Origin of the sequence: Bradyrhizobium centrolobii, assembly GCF_001641635.1 — a bacterium.
Classification (GTDB): domain Bacteria; phylum Pseudomonadota; class Alphaproteobacteria; order Rhizobiales; family Xanthobacteraceae; genus Bradyrhizobium; species Bradyrhizobium centrolobii.
The window spans coordinates 197,723-213,410 of sequence record NZ_LUUB01000051.1 but is presented as its reverse complement, the minus strand read 5'-3'; the positions used below and the strand labels follow the sequence as shown (position 1 = coordinate 213,410).

17 protein-coding genes and 1 riboswitch are annotated in these 15,688 nt (G+C 66.2%); of the genes, 14 read left to right on the top strand and 3 right to left on the bottom strand.

The genetic code is table 11. The features are described 5' to 3' along the window. Positions 1–27 precede the first annotated feature (27 nt). Positions 28–247: riboswitch (cobalamin riboswitch) on the bottom strand. A gap of 40 nt (positions 248–287) precedes the next feature. After that, positions 288–923 carry a cob(I)yrinic acid a,c-diamide adenosyltransferase gene (gene cobO / locus AYJ54_RS14530; protein ID WP_063699574.1) on the top strand — a complete coding sequence of 212 codons (636 nt, stop codon included), beginning with the start codon at positions 288–290 and terminating at the stop codon, positions 921–923. A 13-nt stretch (positions 924–936) separates the two neighbouring features. Continuing rightward, the gene (locus AYJ54_RS14525; protein ID WP_063699573.1) at positions 937–2,385 is read left to right on the top strand and encodes a cobyric acid synthase; all 1,449 of its coding nucleotides are present in this window, start codon (positions 937–939) and stop codon (positions 2,383–2,385) included. Positions 2,386–2,389: 4 nt separating this feature from the next. Here AYJ54_RS14525 and cobD read toward each other — a convergent pair whose 3' ends face one another. Together cobD and cbiB are read right to left on the bottom strand one after the other, a co-directional pair. After that, positions 2,390–3,355, bottom strand: a complete 966-nt coding sequence (cobD, locus tag AYJ54_RS14520) for a threonine-phosphate decarboxylase CobD (protein ID WP_063699572.1) — start codon at positions 3,353–3,355, stop codon at positions 2,390–2,392. Between the two features lie 11 nt (positions 3,356–3,366). Next, the gene (gene cbiB, locus AYJ54_RS14515) at positions 3,367–4,308 is read right to left on the bottom strand and encodes an adenosylcobinamide-phosphate synthase CbiB (RefSeq protein WP_063699571.1); all 942 of its coding nucleotides are present in this window, start codon (positions 4,306–4,308) and stop codon (positions 3,367–3,369) included. A gap of 126 nt (positions 4,309–4,434) precedes the next feature. On the opposite strand from cbiB, the gene cobU reads away from it, so the two are divergent. The 3 genes from cobU to bluB are packed head-to-tail and all read left to right on the top strand — an operon-like array spanning position 4,435 to position 6,357. Beyond that, positions 4,435–4,938, top strand: coding sequence for a bifunctional adenosylcobinamide kinase/adenosylcobinamide-phosphate guanylyltransferase (cobU, locus tag AYJ54_RS14510; protein ID WP_063699570.1), 504 nt, complete (start codon positions 4,435–4,437; stop codon positions 4,936–4,938). Further along, positions 4,935–5,720 carry an adenosylcobinamide-GDP ribazoletransferase gene (cobS, locus tag AYJ54_RS14505; protein ID WP_063699569.1) on the top strand — a complete coding sequence of 262 codons (786 nt, stop codon included), beginning with the start codon at positions 4,935–4,937 and terminating at the stop codon, positions 5,718–5,720. The genes cobU and cobS overlap by 4 nt, the downstream gene beginning before the upstream one ends. 4 nt (positions 5,721–5,724) lie before the next feature. Further along, on the top strand, positions 5,725–6,357 hold the full coding sequence (bluB, locus tag AYJ54_RS14500; RefSeq protein ID WP_063699568.1) for a 5,6-dimethylbenzimidazole synthase: 633 nt from the start codon (positions 5,725–5,727) through the stop codon (positions 6,355–6,357). A 23-nt stretch (positions 6,358–6,380) separates the two neighbouring features. Here bluB and AYJ54_RS14495 read toward each other — a convergent pair whose 3' ends face one another. Further along, entirely contained in the window at positions 6,381–7,289 is a 909-nt protein-coding gene (locus AYJ54_RS14495) for a LysR family transcriptional regulator (RefSeq protein ID WP_063699731.1), read from the bottom strand. Between the two features lie 127 nt (positions 7,290–7,416). On the opposite strand from AYJ54_RS14495, the gene AYJ54_RS14490 reads away from it, so the two are divergent. The 9 genes from AYJ54_RS14490 (at position 7,417) to AYJ54_RS14450 (ending at position 15,686) form a co-directional block, all read left to right on the top strand. Beyond that, positions 7,417–8,355 (top strand): ring-cleaving dioxygenase, encoded by a 939-nt coding sequence (locus AYJ54_RS14490; RefSeq protein WP_063699730.1) that lies wholly within the window; start codon positions 7,417–7,419, stop codon positions 8,353–8,355. Continuing rightward, entirely contained in the window at positions 8,352–8,978 is a 627-nt protein-coding gene (locus tag AYJ54_RS14485) for an alpha/beta hydrolase (protein ID WP_063699567.1), read from the top strand. Before AYJ54_RS14490 ends, AYJ54_RS14485 begins: the two co-directional genes overlap by 4 nt. Positions 8,979–9,163: 185 nt before the next feature. Then, a complete protein-coding gene (locus AYJ54_RS14480; RefSeq protein ID WP_063699566.1) occupies positions 9,164–9,946 on the top strand; it encodes an IclR family transcriptional regulator in 783 nt (260 codons plus the stop codon). Next, a complete protein-coding gene (locus tag AYJ54_RS14475) occupies positions 9,943–10,818 on the top strand; it encodes an ABC transporter permease (RefSeq protein WP_063699565.1) in 876 nt (291 codons plus the stop codon). Before AYJ54_RS14480 ends, AYJ54_RS14475 begins: the two co-directional genes overlap by 4 nt. A gap of 5 nt (positions 10,819–10,823) precedes the next feature. Then, positions 10,824–11,711 (top strand): ABC transporter permease, encoded by an 888-nt coding sequence (locus AYJ54_RS14470; RefSeq protein ID WP_063699564.1) that lies wholly within the window; start codon positions 10,824–10,826, stop codon positions 11,709–11,711. 27 nt (positions 11,712–11,738) lie between these two features. Continuing rightward, positions 11,739–12,803 carry an extracellular solute-binding protein gene (locus AYJ54_RS14465; RefSeq protein WP_063699563.1) on the top strand — a complete coding sequence of 355 codons (1,065 nt, stop codon included), beginning with the start codon at positions 11,739–11,741 and terminating at the stop codon, positions 12,801–12,803. Continuing rightward, positions 12,800–13,891 carry an ABC transporter ATP-binding protein gene (locus AYJ54_RS14460; RefSeq protein WP_063699562.1) on the top strand — a complete coding sequence of 364 codons (1,092 nt, stop codon included), beginning with the start codon at positions 12,800–12,802 and terminating at the stop codon, positions 13,889–13,891. Before AYJ54_RS14465 ends, AYJ54_RS14460 begins: the two co-directional genes overlap by 4 nt. Positions 13,892–13,896: 5 nt before the next feature. Next, the gene (locus AYJ54_RS14455; RefSeq protein WP_063699561.1) at positions 13,897–14,583 is read left to right on the top strand and encodes an AroM family protein; all 687 of its coding nucleotides are present in this window, start codon (positions 13,897–13,899) and stop codon (positions 14,581–14,583) included. Further along, on the top strand, positions 14,580–15,686 hold the full coding sequence (locus AYJ54_RS14450) for an S-methyl thiohydantoin desulfurase family protein (RefSeq protein ID WP_063699560.1): 1,107 nt from the start codon (positions 14,580–14,582) through the stop codon (positions 15,684–15,686). The genes AYJ54_RS14455 and AYJ54_RS14450 overlap by 4 nt, the downstream gene beginning before the upstream one ends. Positions 15,687–15,688: the final 2 nt, after the last annotated feature.

Here is a 15,688-nt window from a genome sequence, read left to right as displayed (position 1 = left end):
CCCCGTCGCGGAACACCCCGTCCGCCGGTCTCAAACTCCGCGCTGGCAGGTCTCCCGGCTTGCGGAGCAGGGTTTGTCCCTTCGATCCCCGCCTTCCCGATCCCCATGGGGATCAGTGGCTTCGGGCATCTCTCCGGTCACGGTCGCGGGGGCGGCTGCATTTTGAACCCGAATCTTGCCGATTCGCGCCCTATCGCATTCCCTCTTCGCCTGTCGTAGGACAGGAACCAACGCGCGCCCACCATTTGCCCATGGCCGCCACTTGTCAAGCCGAAGGACCCCGTCCGATGACGCCTGAACCCGATACCCGAACCACCGAGGACACCGACGCCCGGCACGCTGCGAAAATGGCGAAAATCAAGGTCGCCCGCGACAAGATCATGGCGACCAAGAGCGGCGAGAAGGGTCTCATCATCGTCCATACCGGCGCCGGCAAGGGCAAATCCTCCTCGGCCTTCGGCATGATCGTCCGCTGTGTCGCCCATGGCTTTCCCTGCGCGGTCGTGCAGTTCATCAAGGGCGCCTGGGACACCGGCGAGCGGCGGCTCCTGACGGGCCATTTCGGCGATCTCTGCCAGTTCCATGCGATGGGCGAAGGCTTCACCTGGGAGACGCAGGACCGCGCCCGCGACATCGCCGCGGCACGCGCCGGCTGGGAGAAGGCGAAGGAGCTGATCCTCGATCCGAACTTGCGCATGGTCGTGCTCGACGAGATCAATATCGCGCTGCGCTACGACTATCTCGACATCGCGGAGGTCGTCGACTTCCTCAAGACCCAGAAGCCACCGATGACGCATGTCGTCCTCACCGGCCGCAATGCCAAGGACGAGCTGATCGAGATTGCCGACCTCGTCACCGAGATGACGCTGGTGAAGCATCCCTTCCGCTCCGGCATCAAGGCGCAAGCCGGCGTCGAGTTCTGAGATATTTTTCGCGATGACGCGCGCATTGATGATCCAGGGAGCCGGCTCGGACGTGGGCAAGTCGCTCATCGTCGCCGGCCTTGCGCGCGCCTTCACGCGCCGCGGCCTGCGCGTGCTGCCCTTCAAGCCGCAGAACATGTCGAACAACGCCGCCGTCACCGTCGACGGCGGCGAGATCGGCCGCGCCCAGGCGCTGCAGGCCCTCGCCGCCGGCGTCGAGCCCCACACCGACATGAACCCGGTGCTGCTGAAGCCCGAGACCGATGTCGGCGCGCAGGTGATTGTGCAGGGAAAACGCATCGCGACGGCGCGGGCGCGCGACTACGCCGCGATGAAGCCTTCCTTGATGAGCGCCGTGCTGGAGAGTTTTGAGCGGCTGAAGGCGCGCGCCGATATTGTTCTGGTGGAAGGCGCCGGCAGTCCGGCCGAGGTCAATCTGCGCAAGGCCGACATCGCCAATATGGGCTTCGCGCGAAAGGCCGACGTGCCGGTCGTGCTGGTCGGCGACATCGACCGCGGCGGCGTCATCGCGCAGCTCGTCGGGATCAAGACGGTGATCGACCCGGATGATGCCGCGATGATCCAAGGGTTTGTGATCAACAAGTTCCGCGGCGATCCAACGCTGTTCGACGACGGCTATAAGCTGATCGAAGCCAAGACGTCCTGGCGCGGTTTTGGCGTGCTGCCCTGGTTCGCGCGCGCCGGCGAGCTTCCGGCCGAGGATGCGCTGGGGCTGCGCGACGCGCGAAAGCCCGGTCAATGCAAGATCGCATGTCTCGCGCTGTCGCGGATCGCCAATTTCGACGATCTCGATCCCTTGAAGCTCGAGCCGGGCGTCGATCTCGTCATGGTGGGTCCGGGCGAAGCGATCCCGGGTGATGTGCGCCTCGTCATCATTCCCGGCTCCAAATCCACCCGCGGCGACCTCGCATTCCTGCGCGCGCAAGGCTGGGACATTGATCTGCTCGCACATCACCGCAGGGGCGGCCATGTGCTCGGCCTCTGCGGAGGCTACCAGATGCTGGGGCGCAGCGTCGCCGATCCCGACGGGATCGAAGGACCCGCGGGCGAAACGCCGGGCCTCGGACTTCTGGATGTAACGACGGAGATGAGCGCGCAGAAGACGCTGACGCGTGTCGCGGCCGTGCATGTGGCCACAAATCAGCCGATCGAGGCCTATGAGATTCACATCGGCCGCACCGATGGACCGGACCGCGCCCGCCCCTTCGCAAGGCTCGACGACGCACCGGAAGGTGCGATCTCGACCGATGGACGTGTGCACGGCAGCTACCTGCACGGCCTCTTCACCTCGGATGATTTCCGCAAGGCGTTTCTGGCAACGCTCGACATTCCCGCGGGCGGTGAGCCCTACCAGGCCAGGGTCGAAAGCGCGCTTGATGCGCTCGCCGATCACATCGAGACACATCTCGATGTCGAAGGCCTGCTTGCGCTGTCGCGCTGAGTGCTCAGCGCGACAGAACGTCCGCGAGACGCGTCCATTCCGCCTCGCCGCCCGGAAGTCCCAGGCGCAACCATGTCGGCGTCTGCGCAAAGACGCGGGACCAGATATGGCCGCGCGCGAGCTTGTCCTGCGCGGCTGGCGCATCGGCAGTCTCATAGAGACGAAACAGCGGCGTACCGCCGACCAGCTTCCAGCCTTGCAACTGCACCATGGCGTCGAGCCGGATGCTGTCGCGCGCAAGCCGCGCCGACGTTGCTTCGGCCCAGGCATCGTCAAGCAAGGCGCGCTGCCCAATTGCGATCGCCGCTCCTGAGACCGGCCATGGACCGGACATCGCCGCGAGCGCCGCGACATCCGTCGCATTGCCGAGCGCGAAACCGAGGCGCAAGCCGGCAAGACCGTAGAACTTTCCAAAGGAGCGCAAGATCAATAGTCCCGGCCGATCTGCTTCGCCCGCAAGCGACAGGTGCGGAAGCGCGTCGGCAAAACTCTCGTCGATCACGAGCCGGCCGACGCGCGGCAGCAGAGCGAGCAGCTCCCGGGGTTCGTGACACCGGCCATCGGGATTGTTGGGATTGACGACGATAGCTAGGTCAGCGCCGGCCAACGCGCCGAGTTCACTGACCTCTTTGACCTCCCAGCCTGCGACGGACAGGACTGGAGCATACTCATTATAGGTCGGCGTGAGGATGCGTGCCCGGCCGCGCGGTGCGAGCTGCGGCAACAATTGAATAGCGGCTTGCGCGCCGCCCATCGCAACGATCGGCGCGCTTGTTCGATAGGCGTGCTGCGCGGCCTGATGCAAGGCGTCGATCTCGGCGCGGGACGGCAGAGCGCTCCATTGGCGCAGGCTCACCTCGCCTACCGGATAAGGCAGCCGGTTGATCCCCGTCGAGAGATCAATCCAGTCCTCCGCGCGTCCGCCAAAACGCTGCCGGGCCAGGTCGATATTTCCACCATGCTCACGCATGTCCCCTTCTTTCACGCGAAAGCGAGGATCGCAAGGACGCCGGCAAGCAGCAGCATGGCGCGGCGATAGATCGTCAGTCCTTGATTGAGGTCCGCCGCGCGCGGGTCGCGCGCGCCCTCGTTCAGCCAGGGTTCGTTGGTGCTGCTGCCGTGATAGATGCGGGGACCGCTGAGCCGCACGCCAAGCGCGCCAGCCATCGCCGCTTCCGGCCAGCCGGCGTTGGGCGAGCGATGACGGCGCGCATCCCGCGTCATGCACGCCAGCGCCGCCGATCGCCGTGGTGTCAGCAGCACGAACAGAAAGCCGGTGAGACGCGCGGGAATGAAATTTGCGGCATCGTCGATGCGTGCCGCGGCCCAGCCGAAGGCCTCGTGCCGTTCGGTGCGATGGCCGATCATCGAGTCCAGTGTATTGATCGCCTTGTAGCCGAAGATGCCGGGCAAGCCGAACAGCGCGCCCCAGAACACGGGTGCCACGATGCCGTCGGAGGCATTTTCCGCCAGGCTCTCGATCGCCGCCCGCGCGATGCCGGCCTCGTCGAGCGCGGCGGGATCGCGCCCGACGATACGCGAAACGGCCGCGCGCGCGCCGGCGACGTCGCCGACCTGCAGGGGATCAGCAACCGCGGCCACATGATCGCCGAGCGAACGCAGCGCGACCAGCGGCCAGGCGAAGACGCCCACCAGAACGATTTGAATCCACCCCGACGAGAGCATGGACTGAAGCAGCCAGCCGAGCGCGGCGGACAGCGCGATCACCACGAGCGCGCCGGCAACGCCCGCGGCGCAGCGAAGCGCCGGCGGATCGGACGGCCGATTCCAGGCGGTATCGACAGCCGTGATCAGCCGGCCGATCCAGGTCACGGGATGGCCGATCCGCGCGAACAGCCACGATGGCCAGCCCACCAGGGCATCCACCGCCATCGCCACCGCCATCGCGCCCGCAAAACCCACGCAACCCTCCCGTCCCGATCCGCCCCTGATGCGCAAGACCCCGGCCGAGCGCAAGCCCCTGCCCGCGTGATTTCGGCTTTGTCTTTGCCCGCGTTTGGTGATTAGTGCTGCCGGCAGGAGACTTTTATGGCCGTCATTTTGATCACGGGCGGAGCGCGATCGGGCAAGAGCCGGCGTGCGGAAGCGCGCGCACGCAGCTTTGCGGGACAGCCCGTGTATATCGCGACGGCCGAGGCGCTCGATGCCGAAATGGCAGAGCGCATCGCGCATCATCGCGCGCGGCGTGGAACCGACTGGATCGAGCGCGAGGAGCCGCTGGATCTCGTACAGGCTCTGACCGAGACCGATGGCGGCGGCGGAAGGCTCGTCGACTGCCTGACATTGTGGCTCTCCAACCTGCTCCATGCGGAGCGCGACTGGTCGCGCGAGGTCGCGCAACTCGCCGATGCCCTGCCCCGCCTGAAGAGTCCGGTCGTCCTCGTCACCAACGAGGTCGGCCTCGGCATCGTGCCCGACAACGCGCTGGCGCGCGTCTTTCGCGACGCCGCCGGGATCATGAACCAGAGCATTGCTGCGGTCGCCGACGAGGTCGAGTTCGTCGTCGCTGGACTACCGATGAAGCTGAAATGATGCTGCGCGCCGAGCTTCTGCAAGACATCGTCACCGATCTTCGGATCGCGATGTCGTTCGTCACGATCCTGCCGGTGGGGCCATCCAAGCCGGCCGGCAATGGCGCCATGGCGCGAGCGAGCTGGGCGCTGCCCGTCGCCGGCCTGCTGGTCGGGCTTGCAGGCGCTGCGGCCTACGCGATCGCGAGCCGGGTCGGACTGCCGTCGGCCACGGCTGCCCTCTTGGCACTCGCTGCGACCGTCCTCGTCACAGGCGCGCTGCACGAGGACGGGCTTGCCGATACCGCTGACGGACTCGGCGGCGGCCGGACTCGCGACCGCAAGCTCGAGATCATGCGCGACAGCCGCATCGGGACCTATGGCGTTTGCGCGCTGATCCTGTCGTTCGGTCTGCGCTGGAGCGCACTCGCGGCAATCGCCAATCCGTGGCTGGTGGCGCTCGCGCTGTCATCCGCGCATGTCGCATCGCGCGCGGGCCTGCCGGCCTTCATGTCGCTGGTGCCGTCGGCGCGGCCGGACGGGCTCTCGGCGAGCGCCGGCCAGCCGCCGAGCCCAAGCGTGGCCGTCGCCTTTGGTCTTGGCACCTTCGCTCTCGTCGTCGCGCTTGGTCCCGGCAAGGCGCTGATCGGCCTGATCCTGCTGTCGCTTGCGGGTCTGATCCTGGCGCGGCTCGCCACGCGCCAGATCGGCGGACAGACCGGTGATATCCTCGGCGCGTTCGAGCAGATCGGCGAGATCGCGATCCTGCTGCTGGCGGCCGCAGCCCTCCAGATGGGACGATGACCTGATGGTCGAGTTCGACGACCTCTTCCGCCGGCAATTGCACGAGCTGTTCGTGTGGCGCCGCGACGTGCGCCGTTTTCGAACCGATCCGCTGCCGGACGGCACTCTCGAGCAGCTGATCGACACGGCCTGTCTTTCGCCCTCGGTCGGCTTGAGCCAACCCTGGCGCTTCGTCATCGTCGACGACGTCGCACGGCGCCGCGCCGTGATCGACGACTTCAAGGCCTGCAACGCCGACGCGCTGAACTGCTACTCTGGCGAGCGCGCTGGCCGCTACGCCACGCTAAAACTCTCCGGCCTCGAACAGGCACCTAGCCATCTCGCCGTGTTCGCGGACAAGGCCAGCGATATCGGTCACGGCCTCGGCCGCGCGACGATGCCCGAGACGATCGAATATTCCGTGGTCGCGGCGATCACCGCGATGTGGCTTGCCGCGCGCGCCGAGGGCATCGGCCTCGGCTGGGTGTCGATCCTGAATCCGGACCGCATCCACGCCATTCTCGACGTGCCGCAATCCTGGAAGTTCATCGCCTATCTCTGCATCGGCTACCCCGAGGCCGAATGCGACCAACCCGAGCTCGAGCAGGCGAAGTGGGAATACCGGCGGGGAGCGGACGAGTTCACGCTGCGGCGTTGACGTCGGCCGAGCGCATACGCGCATCACTGGCGCACTGGCGTCTCCTCGTCGCGGCCGAAGCGCTCGACGAGGAAGTCGATGAAGAGTCTCACCTTGAGCGAGAGGTGCCGGGTCGGCGGATAGACCGCGTAGAGTGCGAGCGGCGGCGCCGAATAGTCTTCGAGCATGGCGCGCAGTTCGCCTTTGTTCATCGCGTCGGCAGCGATGAATTCCGGCAGCAGCGCAACGCCCCTGCCCCGGATCGCGACATCGCGCAGCACTTCCGCATTGTTGACGCAGAGCGACCAGGCCGGCTGGATCCAGTGATCGCCGTCCGCGCCCGTCAGCTTCCATTGATTGCCGGTGAGCAGGAATCCATAGGTTAGGGACGCGTGGTTGCGTAGGTCCTGCGGATGTTGCGGCGTGCCGTGGCGCGCCAGATAATCCGGCGAGGCGCAAATCAGCCGCGCAACGGGCACGATCTTGCGCGCGATCAGGCTGGAGGATTCCAACTCCGCGATCCGCAGCGTCACGTCAAAACCGTCCTGGACGGGATCGAGCAGATCGTCGCTGAGAACGAGCTGCAGCTGAAGCTCCGGATATTTTTCCATGAAGTCGGCGAGCACCGGTCCGAGCCGCATGGTGCCGAAGGACATCGGCGCGTTGACCCGCAACAGGCCGCGCGGCGCCGACTGCATCTGCGTCACCGCCTGATCGGCCGCCTCGATCTCGGACAGGATCACGACCGCGCGCTCGAAATATTGCTGGCCGTTTTCGGTCGGGCTCGCATGCCTCGTCGTGCGGTTCAGCAACTGCACGCCGAGGCTCTCCTCGAGGTCGGCGATGTACTTGCTGATGGCGGAGCGCGAGAGTCGCAGTTGGCGGCCGGCCTCGGCGAAGCTGCCGCTCTCGACCACCTTCACGAAGGCGCGCAAGCTTGCGACCTTATCCACCGGCCGCATCCGGCGATTGTTTCCAAATCGTAGACATAGTCGTCATAATTGCACGGATTGTCTCCAATTCAAAGCGGGCCAATATTGGGCGCGAGAGCAAGACCACTTAGGCGCTTTGGAGGACAAGATGTCTGGACTGCACCACGTCACCGCGATTGCCGGCGACCCGATCAGGAATTTTGGCTTTTACACCCGCGATCTCGGGCTGCGCTTCGTCAAGAAGACGGTCAATTTCGACGATCCGGACACCTATCACTTCTATTATGGCGACGAGACCGGCCGGCCCGGTACCATCCTGACCTTCTTCCCCTGGCAGGGCGTGCCTGCCGGACGCCGCGGCGTCGGCGAGACCCATCAGACGGCGTTCCGCGTGCCGCAGCGTTCGCTCGGCTACTGGACGCAGCGCTTCACCAAAAAGGGCATCCGTTACGAGGCGCTGGAGAAGCGGTTCGGCGAATCCGTTCTGCCATTCACCGACCCGGACGGCATGGCGCTGGCGCTGGTCGGTGTGCCCGGCGCCGAGAACGAGCCGGGCTGGAGCAATGGCGACGTGCCGGCCGAGCATGCGATCCGCGGCTTCCATGGCGTGACGCTGCTGCTCGACAGCGCGGCGAAGACGGCCGCTGTCCTCACCGACGTGTTCGGCTTCAAGGAGACGGCGCGCGAAGGCTCCGTCATCCGCTTCAAAGCGCCCGGCGATGTCGAAGGCAGCGTCGTCGACATCTACGAGGCCAAGGGCTTTTTGCGCGGCCATCAGGGCGGCGGCTCCGTGCACCATATCGCCTTCCGCGCGGCCGACGACGCCGAGCAGGGCCGGATGGCGCAGAAGCTCGTCAGCAATCATGGCCTGCACCCGACCGAGCAGCGCGATCGCAACTACTTCCGCTCGATCTACTTCCGCGAGCCCGGCGGAGTGTTGTTCGAGATCGCAACCGACATCCCCGGCTTTGCCGTCGACGAACCTGTCGCAACGCTGGGACGCGACTTGAAACTGCCGGGTTTCCTCGAGCCGCACCGCAAGCAGATCGAAGACGTTCTGCCCAAGCTGGAAGAGACTGTGTCATGACCGCGACCTCATTCATCCATCGCTTCGAGCCGGCGAGCAGAGCGGGCTCACCCCCGCTTCTGCTCCTGCATGGCACCGGTGGCGACGAGAACGACCTGCTCGGGCTCGGCCAAATGATCTCGCCCGGCTCCGCCCTGCTCTCGCCCCGCGGTCGCGTGCTCGAGCATGGCATGCCGCGCTTCTTCCGCCGCCTCGCCGAAGGCGTGTTCGACGAGGAGGACGTGCGCCGGCGTGCACTCGAACTCGGCGACTTCGTCGCGGACGCGCGGCAACGGCACGGCATCACAGCGCCTGTCGCGGTCGGCTTCTCCAACGGCGCCAACATCGCCGCGGCGCTGTTGCTGCTGAAGCCGGACGTGCTGTCCGGCGCGATCCTGCTGCGCGCCATGGTGCCGCTGACGGATCCGCCCAAGGCCGAGCTCGACGGCAAACCCGTCCTGCTCCTGTCCGGGCAGGCTGATCCGATCGTGCCGGCCACCAACTCGGCGCGGCTCGCCGCGCTGCTATCTCAGGCGGGTGCGAGCGTGACCCACAAGGTTCTGCCCGCGGGCCACCAGTTGACGCAGACCGACGTGGCGCTCGCGCGCGACTGGATCGGCAACGTCGCCGCCGAAGCGGCGTGATCCCGACGAGGCGGCGCACCGTCTGGCCACGGTGCGCCGCCTCGCACTCCCCGCAAGCGGCCTCCCCTCGCATCTGCGCAATCCGGCGCCAATCCTTGCGCGAAATTTCCGCTTGCCCGTTTCCGCGCCAGGCTTAGAATTTGGGACAAGGTTCCAAAATTTGGAACCACCTTGGACCATCGCCCATGAGCGCCCTTACCAACGCCATCGAGATCCTGCGCTGCTTCTCCAGCGCGCGGCCGGATCTGTCGTTCGCGGACGTGATGGCATTGACGGGCAAGCCAAAGAGCTCGACCTCACGGCTGCTGCGTGCGCTTCGCGACTGCGGCCTGCTCGAGCAGGACCCTCACAGCCGCCGCTACCGCCCGGGCCTTCTCACCTTCGAGCTCGGCCGCCTGCACCGCGCCCATGACGACTTGATCAGCATGGCCGAGCGCGAGCTGCGCGAGGTCTGTGCGCGGACCGGACACACCGGCTACATCGCCGTGCTCGACGGCTACGAGCAGGTTGTGCTCAGGATCGTGCCAGGCTCGAACCCGCTTCGCGTGGTCAATCCGCCGGGCCAGCGCACCCCGGCGCTCGCCACCTCGAACGGCCGCGCCATGCTCGCGCGCCTCTCCGACGAAGACATAAGGGCGCGGGTGCCGGCGACCTATCCAAAACTGCCGCGCAATTCGCCGCAGAACTTCAAGCAGTTGATGGCGCGCCTGAACGAAATCCGCCGCACCGGCGCGTCCGAAGCGGCCGATGAATCGATTGAAGGCGTCGGCTCGCAGGGTTTTGCGCTCAAGAGCGGCGAAACCGGCGAGATGATCGGGATCGCGGTGTCCTATTCGGTGCAGGCGACCACCGCCTCTGAGCGCGCCAATGTCCGGCGCGAGCTGGCGGCGATGGCCGAAAAGCTGCGGCGGATGACCGGCGATCTGATCGACCAGAGCGTAGCGCGCGTTCAAGCGGGACCACGATGAGCCAAGCCCCCACCCAACGCATCAACGGCCTTGCGCTCTTCATCCTGCCGAGCGTGCTGCTGTTTGCGCTGTTCTTCTTTCTCCCGATCGGACTGATGGCTGTCATGAGCGTGCTCACCGGCAATCCGGTGGTGGCGCCGCGCGTCGCCTTCACCACGCGCCACTACGCTCGCATCGTCGACGATCCCTATTATCTCGAGGTGATCTGGACCACGCTCCGGATCGGGCTCCTCACCACGCTCGTGGCGCTCGCGATCGGCTATCCGCTCGCGCACTGGATGGCGCGTATCAAGAGCCGTACCGGGCACGCACTCCTGCTGATGGCGGTGCTCGCGCCGATGCTGACGGGCATCGTGGTGCGCACCTTCGCCTGGATGACACTGCTCTCCGACAAGGGCGTGATCAATCAGACCCTGATTTCGCTCGGACTCATCAGCCAGCCGCTGAAGCTGATGTATAGCGAAACCGGAATCGTCGTCGGGCTCGTCCACATCTACGTGCCGTTCATGGTGCTGACGCTCACCGGCGTGATCGGCCGTATCGACGAGCGGCTGGAGCAGGCCGCGGAAAATCTCGGCGCGAGTCCCTTGCGCGCCTTCATCGAGGTGACGCTGCCCTTGAGTCTGCCCGGCATACTTGCCGGCTCGCTCCTGGTCTTCGCCCTTGCGATCAGTGCCTATGTCACGCCGATCCTGCTCGGCGGCTTCCAGATCATGACGCTGCCGGTCCTGATCTATCAGCAGATCTCGGCGAACTTCAACGTCGGCTTTGCGGCGGCGCTCGGCATCGTCCTGCTGCTGATCTCGCTCGTTCTCGTCATCGCCTACAACCGCGCGCTCGGCCTCGTCTCGGGCCAGCGCGAACTGCAGTGAGGCCGATGATGGGAACCTCCGCCGCGCACAACCCTTCGCTCGCGTCCGATCGCGAAGCGGCGTCCCGCCAGGCCGCGGCGCCCGCGCATGCGGCCGTAGGTCCCAGGCATTACGGTCGTTACGTCTATCTCGCCATCAACATCGCCATCCTGATCTTCCTGCTGGCACCGATCGCGGTCGTCGTCGTGTTTGCCCTGAACCCGACGCCGTTCATCCAGTTTCCACCGGTCGGCGTGTCGCTGCGCTGGTTCGAGAAATTCTTCGCCTCGCGCGACTTCATGCATGCGCTCGGTTTCAGCCTCGAGGTCGCGCTCTTCACCACAGTGTCCGCGACGATTCTCGGAGCATCCGCGGCACTCGCGCTGGCGCGCGGCAACCTACCCGGCGCGCGCCTGATCGTGGTGGTCATGCTCTCGCCCCTGATGCTGCCGGCGATCCTGACCGGCCTTGCACTGTTCCAGACCTATGTGCTGCTCGACGTCGGCCGCCCGACCTGGGGACTCGTCGCCGGCCACACCTTGGTGACACTGCCCTATGTGGTGCGCACGACACTCGCCGTGCTGCATAATTTCGACCTGCGCCTGGAGGAAGCCGCACGCAATCTCGGCGCAAGTCCGGCGCGCACCTTCTTCGAGGTGACGCTGCCGCTGATCAAGCCCGGCGTGCTTGCCGGTGCGATCTTCGCCTTCATCGTCTCCTTCGACCAGTTCCCGGTCTCGCTGTTCCTGGTCAGCCCGGGCAACGAGACGCTGCCGGTCACCCTGTTCAACTATCTCAAGTTTGATCTGGACGGCACTATCGGCGCCGCCTCGGTGGTCTCGATCGTCCTCGCCTTTCTCGTCGTGATCGGGCTCGACCGCACCGTCGGCCTGCGCTCCTACGTCAAATTGTAACCGCTCATTGCAACCAAGGATCGAGACATGATGAAAGCTCTGGGATCGACACGGCTCAGCCGCCGCCGCTTTCTTGCCGCAGGCGCCTCGCTCGCCATCGGCGCGATTGCGGCTCCCCATGTCGCGCGCGCAGACGACCCCGTGCTGCGCATCACCGGCTGGGGCGGCAAGTGGGGCGACGTCATGAAGGCCGAGATCGGTCCCGCCTTCGAGAGCGAGTTCAAGTGCAAGCTCCAGACCGACTCCGCCTTTCCCTACTTGCCGAAGCTCCAGGCGAGCTCGCGTTCCGCGCCGATCTATGACGTCCTGCACACCAATTCCAACGAGCAGTGGGCCGCGGCGGAGATGGGCTTGGTCGAGCCCAAAGTCGACCCCAAGCTCGTGCCCAATCTCGCCGACGTCTATCCCTACGCGGTGAGCGACAAGATCGTCGGCGTCTCGATCTTCACCAGCGCCATCGGGCTCGGTATGCGCACCGACAAGGGCTACGGCAGCATTACGTCCTGGAAGGAGCTGTGGGACGCGAAATACAACGGCGTTCGCGGCGGCTATGTCATTCCCGTCAACAGCCTCGGCCAAGCCTTCCTGATGATGTGCGGCACGCTGTTCGGCAAGGGGCAGACCGATCTCGACGCGGCCTATACGGCACTGGAGAAGCTGAAGCCGATCAAGATCGTCGACTTCACCGGCGCGATGGAGAAGATGCTGCTATCGGGCGAGGTCGGCCTCTGCGTCATCCACGATTCCGGAATCTACCGCTACGACGGGCAGAACCAGCCTACCGACTTCATCGCGCCGAGCGAGGGCGTCTTGTCGCTGGAGCAGGTCCTGACCATCACGCCCGGCAGCAAGGTGAAGGAGCTCGCCAACGCCTATGTGAACTACATGCTGCGTCCCGAGGTTCAGAAGCGCCTCGCGGAGACCGTGTGGTATTCGCCGGCCAATAGGAAGGTGAAGCTCGACGCCAAATATGACGCCAAGCTGCTCACCACGCCCGAAAAGGTCTCGAAGCTGATCCAGGTCGACTGGAAGTGGTACAATGAGCGCAAGGACGAGATCGACCAGCGCGTCAATCGGATCTTCCGGGCATGAGCGCCTCGATCGAGATCGCCGGCGTCAGCAAGATCTATGACGGCGGCGTGCGCGCGGTGGACGCGGTCGCGATGGACATCCGGCAGGGCGAGTTCTTCTCCCTGCTCGGCCCGTCCGGCTGCGGCAAGACCACGACGCTGCGCATAATCGCCGGCTTCGAGACGCCGAGCTCGGGTGCCATTCGCGTCGACGGCGCCGATATCACCCACGTGCCGGCGCACAAGCGCGACATGGGCATGGTGTTCCAGAACTACGCCCTCTTCCCGCATCGCACCGTCGCCGAGAACGTCGCCTTCGGTCTGCGCATGCGTGGGCACGACAAGGCTAGCATTGCAACCAAGGTGAAGGCGGCGCTGGCGATGGTCGAGCTGTCCGGCCTCGAGGATCGCCGCCCCGCGCAGCTCTCCGGCGGCCAGCAGCAGCGTGTGGCACTCGCCCGCGCCATCGTGATCGCCCCGCGCGTCCTGCTCTGCGACGAGCCGCTCGGGGCGCTGGACAAGAAGCTGCGCCAGCAGATGCAGTTCGAGCTCAAGCAGTTGCAGAAGAAGCTTGGGCTCACCCTGGTCTTCGTCACCCACGACCAGGAAGAGGCGCTCGCGATGTCCGACCGCATCGCCGTGATGAACGGCGGCCGCGTCGAACAAGTCGGCACGCCGGCCGAGATCTACAACCAGCCGACGACGCGATTCGTCGCCGACTTCATCGGCGACACCAACATCTTCCGCGGCGAGCGCACCACGACAGGCGCCGGCGCCCCCGCGCTCGACGTCGGCAAAGGCCTGATCCTGGCGCTGCCACCCTCCGCGGACGCGCAAGGCGCCGGCGCTCTCTCGGTGGCGCTGCGTCCCGAAAAAATCCGGCTCTCGCCGCGCGGCGATGCCGCCGGCGGCGCGGCCGGAACCTGCGCGCATGGCGTCGTCGAGAACACCAACTTTCTCGGTGGCGCGGTGCTTTACCGCATCACCCTCGAGGGCGCCCACCGCATCCTCGTGCAACAGCCCAATGCGGGCACGAGCCACCTCTTCATTCCCGGCAACGGCGTCACGCTCGACTGGACGCCGGCCGATCTCGTCGTCTTGGAGGACTAGACCTCATGAACATGCCGTTGAAGCACCAGCGTATCGGGGTCGTCGTGATCGGCCAGAGCCCGCGCCCGACAGTCGCCGCCGAGATTGCCGCCGTACTGTCGCCGGGCATCCAGATCGAGCTGCGCGGCGCGCTCGACGGCATGAGCCGCGCCGAGATCGACGCCATCCCGCCGATGGACGGATACGACACGCTGTTCACGCTGCTGCCGAACGGCGACGGCGTCACCATCAGCAAGAAGGAAGTCGAGCGGCGGGCGAGCCAGCAGATCACCCGCTTCAAGCACGAGGGCGTCGGGGTGACGCTGATGGCCTGCACCGGAAAATTCCCCAATCTCGCCGCCGACGGCCTCGTCATCCTGCCCTCAGCTATCCTGCATCGTCTCGTCGAGGCCGTGCTGCCAAAGGGCCGGCTCGGCGTGTTCTCGCCGCTGGCCGAGCAGACCGCGCTGATCGACAAGAAGTGGCAGCGCGCCGGCGTCGAAGTGGTCGGCGTCACCCTGCGCCCCGGCTCGGAAGATGCCGCGGTCGACGAGGCCGCGCGCATCATGGCCGAGCTGGAGCCCGATCTCGTGGTGATGGACTGCATCAGCTACACCAGCGCCAACAAGGCGCGCGTGCGCACCGCTTATCCTGGACCGGTGATCCTCGGCATTGCCGCCGCGGCCCGCATCGTCGAGGAGCTGGTGTCGTGAGCAAGGCGGAATTGAAGACGATCACCCTCGAGGAGATCGAGGCGCTCGCGGTCGGTGCGTGGATCCTCGGCACCGGCGGCGGCGGCAGCCCCTATCTCGGCCTGCTCAATCTCCGCCGGCTCTATGCCGAGGGTCATCGCGTGCAACTGATGTCGCCGCTCGACCTTGACGATGACGACTGGGTCGCGGTGGTCTCCAACATGGGCGCACCGCTGGTCGGGCAGGAGCGGCTTGCCGACAGCCGCAACATCGCGCGCGCGGTGCGCATGCAGGAGGAGATCAACGGCATCAAGTTCCGCGCCGTGATGTCGGTGGAGATCGGCGGCGGCAACGGCGTGCAGGCGCTGATGGCGGCCGCCCATCTCGGCATTCCGGTGGTCGACGCGGACTGCATGGGCCGTGCCTTCCCCGAGGCGCAGATGACGTCGGTCGCGATCGGGGGCCTGCGCCCCTACCCCTGCACGCTCTACGATCCTCGCGGTATCGAGGCGGTCGTCACCAAGGTGCCGAGCTGGAAATGGATGGAGCGGGCGAGCCGCAAGATCTGCGTCGAGATGGGCTCGATCGCGTCAACCAGCAAGGCGCCGCGCACGGGACGCGAGGTGAAGGACTGGGGTATCCACTTCACCACCACCAAGGCGATCCGCATCGGCCGCGCCGTCGAGGCCGCGAACCGGCGGCACGAGGATCCGATCGCTGCGCTGCTTGCGGCCGAAGGCGGCAAGAAGCTCTTCACCGGCAAGATCGTCGACGTCGCCCGACGCACGACAGAAGGATTCTTGCGCGGCTCGGCCATGATCGAGGGCAGCGATGCAGACCGCGGCAGCCGGCTGGTGCTGTCGTTCCAGAACGAATGGATCGTGGCCTGGCGCGGCGAAGAGGCGATCGCGATGTCGCCCGACCTGATCTGCGTGCTCGACAGCGTCAACGGCCACGGCGTCGGCACCGAGACCGTGCGCTACGGCCAGCGCGTCACCGTCGTGGCGCTGCCGGCTCCTGCCGTCCTCACAAGCCCCCGCGGCCTCGAATTCGTCGGCCCCCGCGCCTTCGGCTACGACCTCGAATTCCGTTCCCTCTTCGCGCCCGCAGGGGCTGGAGCTTAAAA

Excerpts from the sequence above, each read along its gene's own strand:
- cobO (WP_063699574.1), top strand. The coding sequence starts at position 288 with ATGACGCCTGAACCCGATACCCGAACCACCGAGGACACCGACGCCCGG.
- AYJ54_RS14525 (WP_063699573.1), top strand. The coding sequence starts at position 937 with ATGACGCGCGCATTGATGATCCAGGGAGCCGGCTCGGACGTGGGCAAG.
- cobD (WP_063699572.1), bottom strand. The coding sequence starts at position 3,355 with ATGCGTGAGCATGGTGGAAATATCGACCTGGCCCGGCAGCGTTTTGGC.
- cobU (WP_063699570.1), top strand. The coding sequence starts at position 4,435 with ATGGCCGTCATTTTGATCACGGGCGGAGCGCGATCGGGCAAGAGCCGG.
- cobS (WP_063699569.1), top strand. The coding sequence starts at position 4,935 with ATGATGCTGCGCGCCGAGCTTCTGCAAGACATCGTCACCGATCTTCGG.
- bluB (WP_063699568.1), top strand. The coding sequence starts at position 5,725 with ATGGTCGAGTTCGACGACCTCTTCCGCCGGCAATTGCACGAGCTGTTC.
- AYJ54_RS14490 (WP_063699730.1), top strand. The coding sequence starts at position 7,417 with ATGTCTGGACTGCACCACGTCACCGCGATTGCCGGCGACCCGATCAGG.
- AYJ54_RS14485 (WP_063699567.1), top strand. The coding sequence starts at position 8,352 with ATGACCGCGACCTCATTCATCCATCGCTTCGAGCCGGCGAGCAGAGCG.
- AYJ54_RS14480 (WP_063699566.1), top strand. The coding sequence starts at position 9,164 with ATGAGCGCCCTTACCAACGCCATCGAGATCCTGCGCTGCTTCTCCAGC.
- AYJ54_RS14475 (WP_063699565.1), top strand. The coding sequence starts at position 9,943 with ATGAGCCAAGCCCCCACCCAACGCATCAACGGCCTTGCGCTCTTCATC.
- AYJ54_RS14470 (WP_063699564.1), top strand. The coding sequence starts at position 10,824 with ATGATGGGAACCTCCGCCGCGCACAACCCTTCGCTCGCGTCCGATCGC.
- AYJ54_RS14465 (WP_063699563.1), top strand. The coding sequence starts at position 11,739 with ATGATGAAAGCTCTGGGATCGACACGGCTCAGCCGCCGCCGCTTTCTT.
- AYJ54_RS14460 (WP_063699562.1), top strand. The coding sequence starts at position 12,800 with ATGAGCGCCTCGATCGAGATCGCCGGCGTCAGCAAGATCTATGACGGC.
- AYJ54_RS14455 (WP_063699561.1), top strand. The coding sequence starts at position 13,897 with ATGAACATGCCGTTGAAGCACCAGCGTATCGGGGTCGTCGTGATCGGC.